Annotated in this window: 15 protein-coding genes; 7 read left to right on the forward strand and 8 right to left on the reverse strand. The window is 69.6% G+C overall.

The features are described from left to right. Positions 1 to 40: 40 nt before the first annotated feature. Positions 41 to 781 (forward strand): zf-HC2 domain-containing protein, encoded by a 741-nt coding sequence (locus tag HH310_RS24770; protein WP_169178021.1) that lies wholly within the window; start codon positions 41 to 43, stop codon positions 779 to 781. Between the two features lie 15 nt (positions 782 to 796). Here the strand turns inward: HH310_RS24770 and rarD are convergent, their stop codons facing one another. The 3 genes from rarD to eccE form a co-directional block, all read right to left on the reverse strand. Further along, positions 797 to 1723 carry an EamA family transporter RarD gene (gene rarD / locus HH310_RS24775; protein WP_169178022.1) on the reverse strand — a complete coding sequence of 309 codons (927 nt, stop codon included), beginning with the start codon at positions 1721 to 1723 and terminating at the stop codon, positions 797 to 799. 65 nt (positions 1724 to 1788) lie between these two features. Then, positions 1789 to 2175 (reverse strand): phage holin family protein, encoded by a 387-nt coding sequence (locus HH310_RS24780; RefSeq protein WP_169178023.1) that lies wholly within the window; start codon positions 2173 to 2175, stop codon positions 1789 to 1791. A gap of 40 nt (positions 2176 to 2215) precedes the next feature. Further along, entirely contained in the window at positions 2216 to 4006 is a 1791-nt protein-coding gene (gene eccE / locus HH310_RS24785; RefSeq protein ID WP_312034297.1) for a type VII secretion protein EccE, read from the reverse strand. Positions 4007 to 4260: 254 nt separating this feature from the next. Here eccE and HH310_RS24790 point away from each other — a divergent pair, with 254 nt between their 5' ends. The 4 genes from HH310_RS24790 to HH310_RS24810 all read left to right on the forward strand — a co-directional run bounded on the left by HH310_RS24790 (position 4261) and on the right by HH310_RS24810 (position 8341). Beyond that, positions 4261 to 4590: a WXG100 family type VII secretion target gene (locus HH310_RS24790; RefSeq protein WP_396027538.1), complete on the forward strand. Its 330-nt coding sequence runs from the start codon at positions 4261 to 4263 to the stop codon at positions 4588 to 4590. A gap of 14 nt (positions 4591 to 4604) precedes the next feature. Further along, positions 4605 to 4901: a WXG100 family type VII secretion target gene (locus HH310_RS24795; RefSeq protein ID WP_169178025.1), complete on the forward strand. Its 297-nt coding sequence runs from the start codon at positions 4605 to 4607 to the stop codon at positions 4899 to 4901. Between the two features lie 303 nt (positions 4902 to 5204). Then, positions 5205 to 7976, forward strand: a complete 2772-nt coding sequence (locus HH310_RS24805; protein WP_312034298.1) for an SseB family protein — start codon at positions 5205 to 5207, stop codon at positions 7974 to 7976. A 2-nt stretch (positions 7977 to 7978) separates the two neighbouring features. Next, positions 7979 to 8341, forward strand: coding sequence for a hypothetical protein (locus tag HH310_RS24810; protein WP_169178026.1), 363 nt, complete (start codon positions 7979 to 7981; stop codon positions 8339 to 8341). Here HH310_RS24810 and HH310_RS24815 read toward each other — a convergent pair. The 4 genes from HH310_RS24815 to acs all read right to left on the reverse strand — a co-directional run bounded on the left by HH310_RS24815 (position 8338) and on the right by acs (position 14305). Beyond that, positions 8338 to 9264 carry an alpha/beta fold hydrolase gene (locus tag HH310_RS24815; RefSeq protein ID WP_169178027.1) on the reverse strand — a complete coding sequence of 309 codons (927 nt, stop codon included), beginning with the start codon at positions 9262 to 9264 and terminating at the stop codon, positions 8338 to 8340. The two genes, HH310_RS24810 and HH310_RS24815, sit on opposite strands and share 4 nt — an antisense overlap. Before the next feature lie 42 nt (positions 9265 to 9306). Continuing rightward, complete coding sequence (locus HH310_RS24820) at positions 9307 to 9672, reverse strand: hypothetical protein (protein WP_169178028.1); 366 nt, start codon at positions 9670 to 9672, stop codon at positions 9307 to 9309. A gap of 69 nt (positions 9673 to 9741) precedes the next feature. Beyond that, the gene (locus HH310_RS24825) at positions 9742 to 12099 is read right to left on the reverse strand and encodes an immune inhibitor A domain-containing protein (protein WP_169178053.1); all 2358 of its coding nucleotides are present in this window, start codon (positions 12097 to 12099) and stop codon (positions 9742 to 9744) included. 220 nt (positions 12100 to 12319) lie between these two features. Beyond that, a complete protein-coding gene (acs, locus tag HH310_RS24830; RefSeq protein ID WP_169178029.1) occupies positions 12320 to 14305 on the reverse strand; it encodes an acetate--CoA ligase in 1986 nt (661 codons plus the stop codon). 192 nt (positions 14306 to 14497) lie between these two features. Here acs and HH310_RS24835 point away from each other — a divergent pair, with 192 nt between their 5' ends. Both HH310_RS24835 and HH310_RS24840 read left to right on the forward strand, forming a co-directional pair. Beyond that, a complete protein-coding gene (locus HH310_RS24835) occupies positions 14498 to 15229 on the forward strand; it encodes an oxidoreductase (protein WP_169178030.1) in 732 nt (243 codons plus the stop codon). Between the two features lie 60 nt (positions 15230 to 15289). Continuing rightward, the gene (locus tag HH310_RS24840; protein WP_169178031.1) at positions 15290 to 15769 is read left to right on the forward strand and encodes a PH domain-containing protein; all 480 of its coding nucleotides are present in this window, start codon (positions 15290 to 15292) and stop codon (positions 15767 to 15769) included. A 506-nt stretch (positions 15770 to 16275) separates the two neighbouring features. On the opposite strand, the gene HH310_RS24845 is transcribed toward HH310_RS24840, so the two are convergent. Continuing rightward, positions 16276 to 16500 (reverse strand): hypothetical protein, encoded by a 225-nt coding sequence (locus HH310_RS24845; RefSeq protein ID WP_169178032.1) that lies wholly within the window; start codon positions 16498 to 16500, stop codon positions 16276 to 16278. Between the last annotated feature and the right edge of the window lie 213 nt (positions 16501 to 16713).

Genomic DNA, 16713 nt, shown 5'->3' on the forward strand with positions numbered 1-16713 from the left:
ACAGTGTGCAAGCGCGGGATCAGCGGAGGGTGGTGACCGGGTGCACTGCGAGCATGAGCACGACGACGGAGCGTACGTGTTGGGCGCCCTCTCCCCCGCGGAGCGCGCGGCGTACGAGCGTCACCTCGCGACCTGCTCGTTCTGTCGCGAGGCGGTCGCCGACATGTCGGCCCTGCCGGATCTGCTCTCCCGGCTGGATGCCCGGGAGTTCGCCAAGCTGGTCGAGCCGTTGGCGCCGCCGCCCGGGTTGTCGCCGGCGCCGTCCCGGTTGTCGCCGGCGTCGTCCCGGTTGTCGCCGGCGTCGTCCCGGTTGTCGCCGGCGTCGTCCCGGTTGTCGCCGGCGCCGCGTCGCAACGGCTGGCGGGTGCGGCTGCTGAGCAGCGTCGGGGCGGTGGTGCTGGTCGCTCTGATCGCGATCGGGGGCTTCGCATGGACCCGAGATAGTGCCGAGCCGACGACACCGCCGCCCGGTCCGGCGATGGCGATGACTCCCGTCGACGGCGTCTCGCCGATCACCGCCAACCTCCGTCTGACCAGCGCGACCGGCGGCACACGCGTGGAATTGGTGTGTACGTACAGCGAATCGGCGCCTCGGCCGTGGACGTTCCGCCTGATCGCGTACGGACCGGACGACCAGCAGGAACAGCTCGGGTCCTGGCAGGCGGCGCCCGGCACCGAGTTCCCGATGAAGGCCGTCACCCACTTCGCCGGCGGGAGCCTCGACCGGCTGGAACTGGTGCGGTACGACGGCAAGGCGCTGCTCGCCTACGACGTCCCCTGATCTTCTGATTCCAGGTCAGCGGGATGGCAGGGCGGCGGCTGGTTCGACGGTGGCGGCCGTCGGTTCAGCCGCCGTCCGTCGGCGCAGCGCATCCGCGGTAAACATGATCAGGGCGACCCAGACCAGGGCGAATCCGGCCAGCCGCGCGGGCGGCATCGGCTCGTGGTAGATCAGCAGGCCGCACGCGAGCTGCAGGATCGGCGCCACGTACTGAAGAATGCCGATGCCGACCATCGGCACCCGGTTGGCCGACGCGGCGAAGAGCATCAGCGGTACGGCCGTGGCCAGTCCCGAGAAGATCATCAGGAACGTGTGCCCGGCCGAGACGTGCCCGAAATGCGCGTGTCCGGCCGCCGTCAGCCAGACCACGTACGCGAGAGCGGGCAACGCCAGCACCGAGGACTCCACGAAGAGCCCCTCGGCGGGCGGCAACCCGAGACGCTTCTTCACCAGGCTGTACGACCCGAAGCTCACGGCCAGCGCCAGCGCGATGTAGGGCAGCCGGCCGTAGTCCACGGTCAGCACAACCACCGCGAGCGCACCGACGCCGACCGCCGCCCACTGCCAGCGGCGCAGGCGTTCGCCCTGGACCGTCACGCCCAGCAGCACCACCACGAGCGGCGTGATGAAGTAGCCCAGCGCCGTTTCCAGCACGCGCGACGAGTTGACGCCGTAGATATAGGTGCCCCAATTGACCGCGATGAGCAGCGCGGCCAGAACGATCTTGCTGAGCAGTCGCGGGTTGCGCAGGATCCGGGCCAGGAACCGCCAGTTACGCATCACGGCGAGCAGCAGGCTGATGAAGACGACGGACCAGATGACCCGGTGCGCGAGGATTTCCAGCGGCGTGGACGGTTGGAGAAGTTTGAAGTAGATCGGGAAGAAACCCCAGATCACGTACGCCGTGAGGCCGTACAGATATCCACGCCTCTCATCGCCCATAGGCACACCGTAAGGCGTACGTGGCCGATCGGTCGTTGCATATGGCTCAGCTCACGGTCCGCCGGTCAGTCGTCCCCGCCGCCGTCCGGGACCAGCATGTTCAGCAGCCAGCTGACGACCGAGACGATCAGGGCGCCCAGCACCGCGCTCGGCCAGAAATTCGCCACGTGGAACGGCAGGTCGAACTGGTCGGCGATCCAGCTGGTGAGCAGGAAGAGCGCGCCGTTCACGACGAGCGCGATCAGGCCCAGCGTGAGGATGTAGAGGCCGCAGCCGACGACCTTGATGATCGGCCGGAGCACGGCGTTGATGATGCCGAAGATCGCCGCGACCACGATCAGGGTTAACACCTTGCTCGCGTTCGAGTCGGTCGTCAATTCGATGCCGTCGATCAAGATGGTCGCGATCCATAGCGAGAACGCGGTGATCAACAGCCGAATGATGATGCCCATGGCCAGGGATAGTGCCATGGTCATGCCACTAAGGCGATCTTTACCGGCCGGGATTTCCCAGAAGTTGCGTCTCGATCGGGGTCTGCGCCAGAACCGCCCAGCGAACCGCCCGGCGATGGACCACGCCGACCATGTCCGGCCGGATGCGGGTCATCCACCCAGCGACCTCGCCCAGTCCGAGCGCACCGTCGAGCAGAGTCGCCTCCTCGGCCCGCAGCTGCTGGAGAACGAGCAGGTCGGCGTGCGCGGCGGCGTCGACGTCGGCGGCCGCGAACTCGTCGCGGACGACGAGCGTGGCCTGCCAGCCGGCGTCGGCGCTTTTATCCGCGCCGACCGAGCCGACGTCGACCACCACCAGCAGCGGATGCAGCGCCGTCCCCGGAAGCGCCGTCCCCGGAAGCGCCGTCCCTCGCATTGCCGTGCCCGGCGGCGCCGTTTCGAGCGGCCGCCCGGGCGGGAGCATCGTGATCGACTCGCCGTGCGCGGCGGCGCCACGCACGAACTGCTCCCACGCCTGGGGGCGCGCGGTCTGCACCACCACGCGAGCGCCGAGCGCCATCGCCCGCAGTGTGAGCAATTGGGCGCACCGCGCACCGCCGACCACCAGCGCGCGGGTCTGCTCGGGCCGGAACAGGCGGGCGATCACCGGTTGGCCGTGCCGGTTGACGCCGAGCATCAGCCCGGCCGGAGCGAGCGGCGGGAGCGGGCCGTCCGGCAGGTCGGCGGCCTGGCTCGCCCGGTTGCCGCTCAACGGCAGTGTCGCGGCGAGGCCGGACAGGTGCTCGCCGTCGAGTCGTCGCACCGCGACCAGCTTGCGGAGCGCCACGTCGGCGGCCGCCAGCGTGGCCGGGTCGGGCGCGGCCAGCCGGACCGTGATGTCGATCGGGGCGGGCCCCTGCGCCGAATGCGGACCGGCGGTCAGCGACACCGTCGTCGCCGACGCGGGCAGGGCGAGCAACCGAGGCATCACCACCCGCAGGTCGGCCGCGCGACGCAGTCGATACGTCGCCTGGACCAGGCCGCCGACACGCAGGCCGGGCCAGGACTCCACGCACCCCGCGGCCCCGTCGTCGTGGCCGGCCTCGGCGATCGCGCGCGCCGCGGCCGCCGCACCGAGCGGGCGCGCCGGGACCGCGGACAGCCGGCGCGCCAGCTTGCGGACCAGGCCGGACAGCGATCGGTACAGCTCCTCATCGGACCAGCCCTCGGCCCGCAGCACCCGCACGGTGAGCAGCGCCCGGCCGTGCCCGAGCAGCCGGCCGTCGGTGAGCTGGCGATACGAACTGGCCGCCAAGCCCGCGCCGGTGCGCACCGCCGGGGCCGGGGCACCGGTGAGCAGCAGCTGGATCAGCACCGGTGGCAGCTCGGTCGCGGGCGCGGGCAGCAATACCGCGGGCGACGGCAGCTCGGGCGACTCCTCGGCGAGCAGGGCGGTCGGGTCGCCCAGCTCGAGGACCGCGGTCAGGCCCGCGCCGTCGGTGATCGCCGCGGCCGGTTCGCCGGCCAGTTCGGCCGGGCGGACCTCGGCACCCGGCGCGACGAAGCCGAGCAGGCCGGACGCGACCGCGGTGTGCCGCCGGCCGCCGTAGCGCATCGCGACGCCGAGCCACTCGAAGACCCATCGGCCACGCACGCGCAGCCAGGCCGGCACCAGGAGGGCGACGGCGACGACGAGGCCCGCCAGAAGGGCCACCGGACCGTTGAGCGCGCCGATCAGAAGGGCCACCACGGCGACCTGGGTAGCGACCACCTGACCGGTGATCCGTCCATCGCGGATCGGCCGATTGTTGACCTTGAGTAACGGCTCACCGGCCACTTGCACCGTCACCACGCACCACCTCCTTCCCCGTGCGCGGCCCATCGTAGAGCGTGAACGCCCGTCGAGTTATCCACAGGCGACGATCTAGGACTTTGCCAGGGTTGTGGCCACCCGCTACGGTCAGCGACGTCCATATCAGTAATCGGCTGATCACCGAACCTTGTTCACGGGGGCTAGCGTGATGGCCGACGTCGATGCGTTGAGGGTCGCAACCGTGACCCGTCCACAAGGGATCTTGACGCGCGGCGGACCGACGAGAGAGCGGGGTGACGTCCGGGGTGGCCCAGACGCAGGCCGAATCCGCGGTGATGGCGAGTACCGCCGCGAAGTTCGAACAGGTCAACGACTCGCTGCAGAACATGTTGAGCACGCTCATGTCCGAGCTGTCCGTGCTCAGCACCACGTGGAAGGGCCTCGGCGCGACCGCGTTCGAGCAGGTCAAGCAGCAGTACGCCGCGGACCTGCGCAAGCTGAACCAGGCGCTGTCGGAGACCGCCGGCTCGATTCGGCAGTCCGGCATCGGCTACGACACGACCGACACCGAGTCTGCCAGCCGGGTCTCCAATGCCGGCGGCACCTTCACGCTGCCGCTCTGACGGGGGAGGGGAACATGGCTAACGACGGAATGCTGCTCGTCAACTTCGGCGCCCTTCAGCAGGCCGGCGCCGACATCCAGAAGGCGGTCAGCACCCTGCATTCGCAGCTCGACCAGCTCGAACAGGACGCGGCACCGCTGGTCGCGACGTGGGAGGGCGAGGCCCAGCAGGCGTACGCGGCTCGTCAGGCGAAGTGGCGCGCGGCGTCCCAGGACCTCACGAACATCCTGCAGAACATCAAATCCGCCGTCGATCAGTCGACCCAGGACTACATCGCCACCGAGAAGCAGGCGACCTCGCGCTTCCAGTGACGACGGTCAACGGCCGGATCAGTCGTACGCGACTGGGACGGCCGTTTCCGTTTGGTCCGTTCTTGCAAGGCTTTTAGTCGCCCGATAGCGTACTGGTTCGTGAAGGCCGTACGGCTACGATCGGTGTTTGATTGATCGCAACAAGCGACCGCTGCGGGTGTCCCGGACTACTTCCGGGCCTATGCCGACGGTGCCGTTCAACCGGCATATGAGTCCGGGTGCCGCCGCCCATTGTGATCGCCGCCTGACCTTGTAGGTTGTACGCGTTGAGATGGCCTCGTCGCGCGGTGGGGAGAGGTGGACGTGTCCGAGTGGGAGCCGGCTACGGACGCCGAGGTGGCGATGCGCGATGCGTTGCGCACCGACGATCAGGAGTCCTACTTCCGCATTCTGTCCGGTGTTGACCTGCTGTTGCCGGTCTCGGCCGACGCGCTAGCCGGTCTGGCGCCGCTCGGCTGGGGCACGTGGAGCACCGGCGGGCGAACGCATGTGCTCGCCTTCACCTCGTCGGCTGCGCTGCAGGCCTGCCTGGCCGACTACACGGGCTCGGCCCGCCGCGTGCCGTACGCGGAGCTCGCGAACTCCTGGCCCAACCTCGAGTGGTGGCTGGCCGTCAACCCGGGTCTGCCGATCGAGGGATACCTTCCGGCCTGGTTCGTGGCGCAACTGTCGCGTGGCGACCTGAGGCTGCCGACCCGCGGGCCGGGGCGCAACCAGAGCGGTTCGCCGTCGAAGATTCAGGATCTGCACGCCGCGGCGGTGGCGGCCAACGCGGCCGCGGCCCAGAAAGACTCGGTGCCCGGCGGCCCGACCGGCCAGGAGACGACGCTCCCGACCAGGGGCGGGGGATACCCGCAGTACCCGGTGAGCGCCCCGCCCGTCGGTCAGTCGCCGCAGGCCGGACCGCAGCCCGCGTCGGCACCGCCCTACGGCGCGCAGCAGCAGCCGTCGTCGCCGCCGCCTTACGGCGCTCAACGACCCGCGTCGGCCGCACCCTACGGTGGGCAGCAGGCGGCATCGGTCGCGCCCTATGGTGGGCAGCAGCCGGAGTCGCCTCCGCCTTACGGTGGGCAGCAGTCGCGGTCGGCCCCGCCGTACGGTGGGCAGCAGATGCCGCCCCCGCCTTATGGGGGTCAGCAGATGCCGGCCGCGCAGCCGCCGGCCGCGCCCGTTTCGTCGGCCCGGCCCGTTTCGTCGGCTCCGCCGGTTTCCTACGGGCATCAGCCGCCGGCCGGCCCGCCCCCGACCTATCCGCATCAGGCGCCCACCGCCGCCTACCCGGTGCAGCGGGCCGCCGCGCCCGCCTCGGCGCCGCCCGCCCCGGCCCCGGCCTCGTCGCCGCCGGCCGCGCCCGCGTCGTCGCCGCCCGGTGGTGGCCAGACCCCGCAGATCGGCCCCGGTGGGCTGCCGGTCCGCACGCCCGGTGGCGTCATGCCCAGCGGCCTGCCCGCCCGCTCCCCGGCCTCGGCGTCCCCGACGTCCGCGCCCCCGGAGCAGGTGCCACCCGCATACCGCCCGCCCGCGATGCCGGCGGCCCCGGCGATGCCGGGCACCCCGTCCGTGCCGGGCCCGCCGTCTTTGCCGACCGCGTCCGGCGACCTGCGGGCAACGCTGCAGAACCCCACGGGTCCGCTCCCGGTGCGCACGCCCATGGCGCAGACCCCGCCGGTCCCCGAGCACATCACGCCGCAGGAGCCGGACGAGCCGGCGTTCGATCCGGGATGGGCCGACGCTCAGCAGGAGCCGGAACTCCCACGCCGTACCGGTGGTGTCGCCGCGGGCTTCCCGCAGGGCCCGGCGTCGCCGCAGGCCGCGGCCGCCCAGCGCAGCCCGGCAGCGCCGTCCGTGCAACAGGGCCCCGGCTTCGGTTCGCCACTGCCGCGCCGCCAGGCCGCCACCGCGTCCGAGCAGTCGGCGCTCACCTCGTCGTTCCCGGCGTTCCAGACGGGCGGTGCCAGCCGTGCCGAGGCCCCGCCGGCCGCCCCGGTGTCGCGTCCGCCGGTCGTCCCGGGCGGCCCGGGCACCGACCGCCCACCGGCGATCGGTGCTGCGGGCAGCGACCGCCCGGCCCGGCTCGGTGCGCAGCCCCCGCTGGAGGTCCGGCGCGCCGTTCCGGTGCCGTCCTTCTCTCCGGCCAACGACGTCGAGCGCGAGCTCTTCGAGGCGGCCCACGGCGGCAGCACCGACGGTTTCCTGTCGACCCTGCTGCTGGCGACCGTGCTCGTCCCGGTCGCGCACCACTCCCGCCCGGGCAGTTCGCCCGGTGAGTCCGGCTTCGCCTTCCGCACCGACCAGATGGACGGCGAGCAGTTCCTCATCGTCTTCACCAGCAAGGACCGGCTCGGCGAGCATTACACCGAGCCGACCCGCACGGTGGGCGTCCGGTTCTACGAGCTGATCCGCAACTGGCCGGACCCGTCCTGGTCGTTCGCGGTCAACCCGGGCAGCCCGGTCGGCGCGAAATACCCCGGGCCGCAGGTCATCGCGCTCGCGAGCTGGGCCGCCGAGGCCGGCCTGGGCGCCGACCCCATCGAGGGTCAGGCCGAGCCGGGCATACCGGTCCCGGCACCGAAGCCGGCCAGCGACGACGCTCAGCACGCCACCGTCATGCAGAAGACGCTGCCGCCCGACCAGGTCGACTTCTACCTGGAACGCGGCTACGACCGGGTCGCCGGTTTCGTGCATCGGGCGACCGAGGTTGAACACCTTCGCACGCCGGCCGAGCTGTTCGCGGCGCTGGGGCTCAGCTACGACACCTCGCCGCACCAGCATGACGCCAAGGAGGCGTACGTGCTGCGCTGGCCGGCCTACCGGCCGAGCCTGTACCGAATCCCGTACGGTGGGCAGAACGAGCAGGCGTTGCGCGCGATGGACGGCTGGGTGATCGAGCGCGCGCCGTTCCGCGGCAACGGCTTCGCCCCGGGCGAGGGGCGCGATGTGATCGCCGAGTTCAAGGTGGACAGCGTGCGGCTGCCGCACGGCTCGCAGCTCTGGCGCATCGACGCGGACGGCTCCGAGCGGATGGTCGCCATCTTCGACAACGACGGCCCGACCTGGCGCCGGGTGGGTGAGTAACGATGCGTGACGGTTACGTGGTGACCTGGCGCGGGCACGAGTACGACGCGGTCCCCGACGGCGACAACGTCCGGATCTACCTGGATCAGCCGGCGGACGGCTTCGAGGAGACCAAGCCCGGTCGCTTCGTGCGGGTGCTGACTCCCGCCGAGTACGACGAGATGGTCTACGTCCGCACCACGTGCACCTGGCGTGGGGCGCCGTTCCTGGTGCTCGCCGAGTCCGAGGCGTGGCTGCGCCTCGAGTACACGGGTGGCCGCGCGCCGGTCGCCCGGCAGCTGGGCCTGGAAGAGTTCGACTTCGGCGTCTACCAGGCGTGGGCGCCCGCCAACGAGGTCCGCGACCTCTACGAGCAACGGATCTAAGAAGGCGTCTTCAGCCAGCGCAGGATCTCGCCGGTCACCACGTCGGTCGCCTCGTGGTGCAGGAAGTGGCCGGCGTCCGGGATGAGCCGCCACTCGTACGGCGCGACCACGTAGCGTCCGGAGCCCTGAGCCGTCCGGGGCAGCGTCGCCGTGTCCAGTTCGCCGTGCAGTTGCAGCGTCGGCGTGATCAGCGGCTTCTGCATCAGCTTGACGAAACGGTAACCCTGCAGCCGAAGAGCACTGCGGAACACCCAGCGGTACGCCTCGAGCGCGCAGAACGACGCTTGCGGGATCTGGATGGCCTCGCGGCAGCGCGCCACATAGTCGGCGAACTCGGGCGTGTCTCTCCACTGCGGACCGGTCCAGCGTGACATCAGCTCGCCGACCATGGCCGCGTCGTCGCGGGTGAGGACGTGCTCGAAGCGCGGCACCTGGAAGCGTAGGATCGTCGCCGACGCGGACAACTGGCCGCGGGGATCGGCGAACAGGGCAGCCCGCAACCGCAACGGATGCGCCGCGCCCAGCACCACCAGGCGGCTGACCAGTTTGGGGTGGAAGGCCGCGGCGGCCCACCCGATCATGCCGCCGGCGCCGGCACCGACGACCATCGCGTTGCGCTCGCCGAGGGCCCGGATCAGGCCGGTGACGTCGGCCGCCATCGTATAACCGTCGTAGCCTCGCGGGGGCTTGTCGCTCGCGCCGTACCCGCGCAGGTCGATCGCGACCGCTCGGAAGCCCGCGTCCGCGACCCGGGGCAGTATGTCGTGCCACGCCCACCAGAACTCGGGAAAGCCGTGCAGGAAGAGCACCAGCGGGCCGGTGCCGGCCTCGACGACGTGGAAGCGGCTGCCGTTGGCGCCGACGAAACGATGTGTCCAGGGACCATCGTCGAGCACGCGCGACTCGTCCACCTCACCACCCATGGCATCCAGACTAGGCCGTGCTGTTGATCAAGCCGCGAGTGATCAGCGCAACGGCTCGGCGGCGACCATCTCAACGAGCTTGCCGGCACCGCAGTCGGCGGGCACTTTCGCGTGTTCCGTCCGGATCCTCATCCGCACGCCTTTGACCAGTTTCGTTCCGTCGGTGGAGTGCAGGGCATACCGCGTACCGTCGTCGGTCGTCAGGTGGTAGCAGGGACCGGAACTGTCCGCGGTCACCGTGCCCACGACCCACGAAGTGTCCTTGATCCGATCCGTGGGGTCGAGCGGCGGCCGGTCCGGTTCGACCGAAATGGTCGGCTGCGGGGTGGCGTCCTGTGCGGGCGCCGGGGCGGCGCATGCCGTCAACCCCGCGACCATCACCAGAAAGAGCGCCCGTTTTGTAGTCATGAGACCCCCAGAAAGGCCGGAACCGATCAGACGCACGAGGCGCCTGATCGGTTCCGAGAAGGGGAAGGGTCAGGAGACGGCGACGGTCATCGACGTCCCGTTCTGGCTGAGCACCCCGATCTTGACGCCCACGGCGGGCAGCTTGACACCCTGGTTGGGCAGCTCGTCGTAGAAGTACTTGGCCTTGTCGTTGAATACCGGGTTGGGCAGCTGCGGCCACACCGGCGAGGCCTTGCCGTTCACGTGCAGGAGCATGCCGTCGGTCAGCTTGAGGCCGAACGGCGCGTCGTACACCTGGATCCGGGCCCGGAACGGCACCCCGTTACCGTCCTTGAACGGCTTCGGGTGGGCGTCGACGTAGAGGTTACGGCCGCTACCCGGGTGCACGTTCGTGTTGTTGTCGGCCTGCGAGGTGTCCCAGTACGAGATCAGCAGGCCGGTCTGGTAGTTGTAGTGCTCCACGAAGTCCGGCTTGGTGGTGGCCCAGCCGAAGTTGTACGGCCCGGTCTCCAGGTACTTGTCGTACGACGTGTAGCTGCGGTTACCCGCGATGTAGTAGTTCGGGTAATCCTTCGTGACGTTGGCCCCGACGATCGAGAAGCCCTTGGCAACCCAGGTCGAGGTGCCCTCGGCGCCATCGGCCAGCACGGTCGCGCCGTCCGCCGTGATCGTGAGCTCGTCGCCGAAGAAGCCGCCCTCGGAGACACCGCCGTCGGTCAGGTAGTGCAGCCGGAACGCGATCTTCTGACCGGCGTACGCGTTCAGCGGAATCGCGACGTCCGCCCAGTTCCCGCCGGACGAGCCGGTCAGGGCCGACGCGCCGCTGGCGTCCTTGGGCATCGGCGCGCCGTTGAGCGTGCCGTCGAGCCGCTTCCAGGTGGCGCCGTTGTCGGTCGAGGCCTCGAAGTACAGGTAGTCGAAGTCCTGTTCGATGTTGTAGCGGCCCTTGAGCGTGACGCTCGCGCTGGTCTTCCCGGTGAGGTCGATGTCGTGCGACAGCGAGTTGTCGAGATCGTCGGCGTTGCCGGAGAAGAACTGCTTGGTCCCGGCGAACGGCGCGCCCAGCGAGGTGGTCACCGTCTTGTCCGGCAATTGCACCACCACGGCCTGCGGCTTCTTGGTGTTGAACTCCTCCGGGCCCAGGTTGACGACCTTCTTCTGGCCGGCCTTGACCGTGCTGTAGTTCAGCCAGCCGAGCTGGAGCTTGTTCCACGCGCCCATGTCGCCGGGCCGGGTGCCGAGCGCCTCACCGGCCGCGTTCAGCCGGCTCTGCGCCATCAGCGTCCAGTACTCGTTGCTGTTGTCGCCCAGGCCGGTGGTGTCATAGTCGTCCGGCAGGCCGAGGTCGTGGGTGTACTCGTGCGTGAAGACGCTGAGGCCACCGTTCTCCGGCTGGATCGTGTAGTCGCCGACCCAGATGCCGGTGTTGCCGATCTGGGTGCCGCCGAGCAGGTTCCCGGACGGGCCGGTGACACCCTGGTCGGTCGGGTAGGCGTACCACCGGTGGCTCCAGATCGCGTCCTCACCCTGCTGCGGGTCGCCGTCGGCCTGGTCGCCGCCGGCGTGCACGATCTGGAAGTGGTCGATGTAGCCGTCCGGCTCGTTGAAGTTGCCGTCACCGTCGAAGTCGTACCGGTCGTACTGGTCGAACGACTTCATGTCCTCGGCGACCTGCGCGTCGGTGCGCCCGGCCGCCTTCTGGTCGGCCACCCACTGGTTGGCGGCGTCGCGGACCAGCGCCCACGTGTTGCTGCAGACGTTGCTGCCGCACGTGTCGCGGCCGTAGCGGGCCTCGTTGTAGGGCACCTTGACCCAGTCGGTGACCTCGCCGTTGACCGTGTACCGGCCGGACGACTGGCTCTCCATGTAGGTCTTCAGCGACTCGGTGTTCTTGCCCGTGCCGAAGTACAGCTGACGGTAGTGGTCGGCGTTGTAGTCCGCCTGCCACACCGTGGAGTTGTCCTTCTTGCGGTCCGGCTGCGGGATCGCGTTGTGCAGCGGTCCGTCGAACGTCGTCGGGCCGGGAGTGTCCGGATCCGAGTCGACGTCGGGGTACTGCGGCGAGCGCTGGTTGCCGAACTCGGCCAGGATCACGAAGATCCGGTCGGTGCGTTCCCGCGACAATTCGACGTACTGGTCCTTGCTCTTGCCTTTTGACCGGTCCTTGCCGACCTTGACGACCTTGCTCCCGTTACGGGTTTCCGGCTTGGACTTGCCACTCACCACATCGGACACGGCCTGCGTGCGCAGGGCACGACGCTTGTCCTCGAGGGGGTTGGGCAGATCGTCGATCGGAGCCTTGCTGCTACCGGACTTCGCCGCCGGCTGCGGATCTGCCGGTGGGGCCGCCGAGGCCACGGTCGGGAGCATCGCCCCGACACTGGTGACCATCGCGGCGCCGAGCAGTCCCACGACCACCTTGCGCACCACGTGTTACCTCCGCTTATGCGGCCGGGGGAGGGGGTACGCCCCCGGCGTAAACAGCCTCGGATCGAGGCCGGAGATAAACGTATGCACAACTAACGATGTTCGGTGATCACTCAGACAATTGATAGATGATGGTTACGTGTTATGACCCTGGCATAACATCGACCGTGGACAAAAAGGACAAAGGCCGGCGTCGGCCGGCCTTTGTCCTCGATGAGTCTCAGTCTTCCGACTTGGCGCTCTTCATGCCTTCCGCGATCAGGTCCATCACGGCCGAGTCCTGCAGCGTGGTGACGTCGCCGAGCGACCGGTTCTCCGCCACGTCCTTCAGCAGACGCCGCATGATCTTTCCGGAACGCGTCTTCGGCAGCTCCGCCACCAGCATGATCTGCCGGGGCTTGGCGATCGGGCCGAGCACCTTGGCGACGTGGTTGCGCAGGTCGACGTTGAGCTGCTCGCCCTTGTCGCCGGAGGTGTCCACGTTGCCGCGCGGGATCACGAACGCCACGATCGCCTGCCCGGTCGTCGCGTCGGTCGCGCCCACCACCGCCGACTCGGCCACCGACGGGTGCGACACCAGCGCCGACTCGACCTCGGTGGTGGAGATGTTGTGGCCGGAGATCAGCATGACGTCGTCGACCCGGCCCAGCAGCCACAACGCGCCGTCCTCGTCGCGCTTGGCGCCGTCGCCGGCGAAGTAGATCCAGTCGTCACCCTGGCCGGCGCCGGCCCCGAAACGCGACCAGTAGGTGTCGATGAACCGCTTGTCGTCACCCCAGATCGTGCGCAGCATCGACGGCCACGGTTCGCGCAGCACCAGGAAGCCGCCGCCGCCGTCGGGCACCGATCGCGCCTGGTCGTCGACCACGTCGGCGGTGACGCCGGGCAGCGGAGTCATGGCCGAACCGGGCTTCGTCGCGGTCACCCCAGGCAGCGGCGAGATCATCATGGACCCCGTCTCGGTCTGCCACCAGGTGTCGACGATCGGCGTGCGGTTGTGGCCGATGTTCTCCCGGTACCACATCCAGGCCTCCGGGTTGATCGGCTCGCCGACGCTGCCGAGAACGCGCAGCGAGGACAGGTCGTAGCCGGCCGGGATGTCGTCGCCCCACTTCATCATCGTGCGGATGAGGGTGGGCGCGGTGTAGAGGATCGACACCTTGTACTTGTCGACGAGCTGCCAGAAGCGACCGCGGTCCGGGGTGTCCGGCGTGCCCTCGTACATCACCTGGGTCGCGCCGTTCGACAGCGGTCCGTACACGATGTACGAGTGGCCGGTGACCCAGCCGATGTCGGCCGTGCACCAGTAGACGTCCGTCTCCGGCTTCAGGTCGAACACCGACCAGTGCGTGTACGAGCTCTGCGTCAGGTATCCGCCGGTGGTGTGCAGGATGCCCTTCGGCTTTCCGGTGGTGCCCGAGGTGTAGAGGATGAACAGCGGGTGCTCACTGTCGAACGGCTGCGCGGTGTGCTCCGGGCTGGCCTGCTCGACCGTCTCGTGCCACCACAGATCCTTTTCACCCCACACAACATCTTGCCCCGTACGCCGTACGACCAGGACGTGCTCGATGCTCGGGCATTGCGCGACGGCCTCGTCCACAGTGGGCTTGAGCGCGGAGGGCTTGCCCCGGCGATAGCCGCCATCGGCCGTGATCACCAGTTTGGCGTCGGCGTCCTGGATGCGGGTGGCGAGCGCGTCCACCGAGAACCCGCCGAAGACGACGCTGTGTGTCGCGCCGATCCGCGCGCAGGCCAGCATCGCGACCGCGGCCTCCGGGATCATCGGCAGGTAGATCGCCACCCGGTCACCCGCGCCGACGCCCAGCTCGGTGAGCGTGTTGGCCGCTTGGCTCACCAGCTTGAGCAGCTCCGCGTACGTGATCGTGCGGGTGTCGCCGGGCTCGCCCTCCCAGTGGATGGCGACGCGATCGCCGATGCCCGCCTCGACATGGCGGTCCACACAGTTGTAAGCGATGTTCAGCTCGCCGCCCAGGAACCACTTCGCGAACGGCGGGTTCGTCCAGTCGAGGACCTGATCCCACTTCTTCGCCCAGGACAGCCGCTCGGCCTGAACCGCCCAGAAGGCCAGCCGATCGGCGTCGGCCTGCGCGTACGCGTCGGCCGTCACGTTGGCCTCGGCCGCCAGCGCCTCCGGGGGTGGGAACTTCCGGGTCTCCGAGGACAGGTTCTCCAAAGTCTCACTCATGAGGGCGGCTCCTCCTATGCTGACCCGGGCTTTTCTCAATTGCACATTAGTGAAGGCGGTGCACGTGGGCGAGGCTTGCGGAACACCGGGCGCCCGATGGTCCGGCGGGCGCGCTTAATGACCGAAGGCTGTTCGTCCCTGCGCGAATCTTGCCAGTAACGAGCCACTTCACGCATCCCGTACCGTTGTCTGATGGACCCTCTAGCCCCGCTGCTCGATCTTGCCGACGTCGCCCCGGCCTTGGCGGAGGCGCGTGACCGGGTCGACGCCGCGATGCGCCACCGAGCCCTGCGCCGCAACGGTGGTCAGGTGGCCGCCGAGGTGAGCCTGCGCGCCGCCGTCGCCAGCGCGGCGCTGGAGGGGCACGTCTACGAGCTGGACGAGGTCCGAGGCGGAACGATCACCGACCCGGTTGTGCAGGGCGCGTTGCGGGTCGCCGAGGGGGTCGGCGGTCTGGTCGATCTCTGGCCGCGCGCTCCTCGTCAGGTGCTCGCCAAGCTGCATGTGCTGGCCGCCCGGGGCACGGTCCCGGCCGGTGACCTGGGCCGGCTGACCGGCGGGGCGGATCGGATCGACGCGCTGTCCGCGCTGGTGGCCGGCAACGAGACGACGCCACCGTTGCTGCTGGCCGCGATCGTGCACGCCGAGCTGATCACGCTGCGCCCGTTCGAGGGGCCGGCCGGCCTGGTGGCGCGTGCCGCGGCTCGGCTCACGTTGATCGGGCGCGGCTTCGACCCGCGCGGGCTGGTCGGCGTCGAGGTGGGGCACCGGCTGCGCGAACCGGAGTATGTGGGGTCCGCGAACGCCTACGCGACCGGCACTCCCGACGGCGTACGGTCGTGGCTGCGTCACTATGCGGCGGCCGTCACGGAGGCTGCGGACCAGATCACTACGATCGGCGACGAAATACTCACGGTCGTATGATCGGTCACTCCTCCGACTAAGACACGCCCGAGCACGGGTGCCGCTGGAATACTTCATCAGGTGAACGAGACCTGGGAGCGGCTCTACGAGCCCGGCACCGGCCGCTGGCTGGTGATCGCGTGGGAGGCCTTGGCGCTGGCGATGCTGGCCTGGGCCACGGTCCGCCAGTTCGGCCTGACCGGCCACGGCGTCACACTCGTCGCCTGCGGGCTGGCCGCTCTCTGGGTGGTCGGCGCGTACCGCATCCTGCAGATGGGCACCTACGTCGCCGACCACGGCGTGCGTCTGTACGGTCTGCTGCGCTCCCGCACGATGCGCTGGCCGGACGTCGCCCACGTCCGCCTGCACAAGGCCACCCACCGCCTGGGCCCGTGGGAGATCGAGAGCGGCATGACGGTCTTGCTCGAGCGTCGCGACGGCCGGACGGTCAACACCGAGCTGTGGGCCCAGGGCATCGACTTCCACTCACGCCCGACGCTGTTCCGAGCCGTCTACCACGAGCTCCGGCTGCGCCACCAGGCCGCGCAAAACCCCGCATAACCCTTTCCCCCGTACGCCACGGGCAGAGCCCCCGAGGTTCCGCCCGGCTGAGTGCACCCCCACTCTCCTCACGCCCGACCGGGCTGTCCCGCCCCAAGACCCCCAGCCGCTCTGCTCCCCGCGCCCTGCCCCGCGCCCTGCGCCGCAGCCTGCTTCGCGGCGTCTGCGATTTGGGTGGGTCGGCCTTGGGCAAAGTTAGAGCCGGCGTCCCGCATGGGGCGCCGGCTGCTGCGCGTCCGGACCGGGCTATCAAGCGTGCACCTGGGTCGTTGTCGGCAGTCCTGAAGCCTTTCGGCTGAGGTCCCGCCGCAACGTGCCTGCCGTGGCTGATCGCGCGTGGGTTCCCGGTGGCCGTGCACGAGTCCCGTTGCCGCTCAACCCGGAATCCTGGTCTTCGGCGTCAGGTCCCGCGCCTTCTTTCTACGCCGCCGATGGCTTGATCGCCAGGCCTTCAGCCCGGCAAACCACTCGTTTCAGATTAGTCAGACCGACCCCATCCGCCCTGCTCAGAGCCTCGGCGTCCGGTTCGTTTTCACATAAAGCAATACGTCAGTCACGCAGCGGGTGGCGCCGGCATCATCCTTCATCGATACCGAAAGTCCTTCGGCGCCGCCAGTTCGAGTCCGTTTCCCGAGACCTTCGCGAGCCCTGGCACGCCAGCACGCCAGCACCGCCAGCCCGCCAGCACGCCAGCACGCCAGCACCGCCAGCACCGCCAGCACCGCCAGCACAGAGCCGGCATCGCCAGCGCAGCTGGCGCAGAGCCAGCGCGTTGTCAACCGCCACCGTCCGCGCCGCGGAGTGAATCGCGCACGCCGCAACGGCCGAGTCGATGCCCCAGCAAGATCAAATGACGCTTTTCATACCCTTCGACCATATTCATCATTGGCCTTTCCAGTGTTTGCGACCGAATGTTCGAGACCTTGGAGAGTTACGCCCAAATA

The organism is Actinoplanes sp. TBRC 11911, from assembly GCF_012933445.1.
In the GTDB taxonomy this organism is placed as follows: Bacteria; Actinomycetota; Actinomycetes; order Mycobacteriales; family Micromonosporaceae; genus Actinoplanes.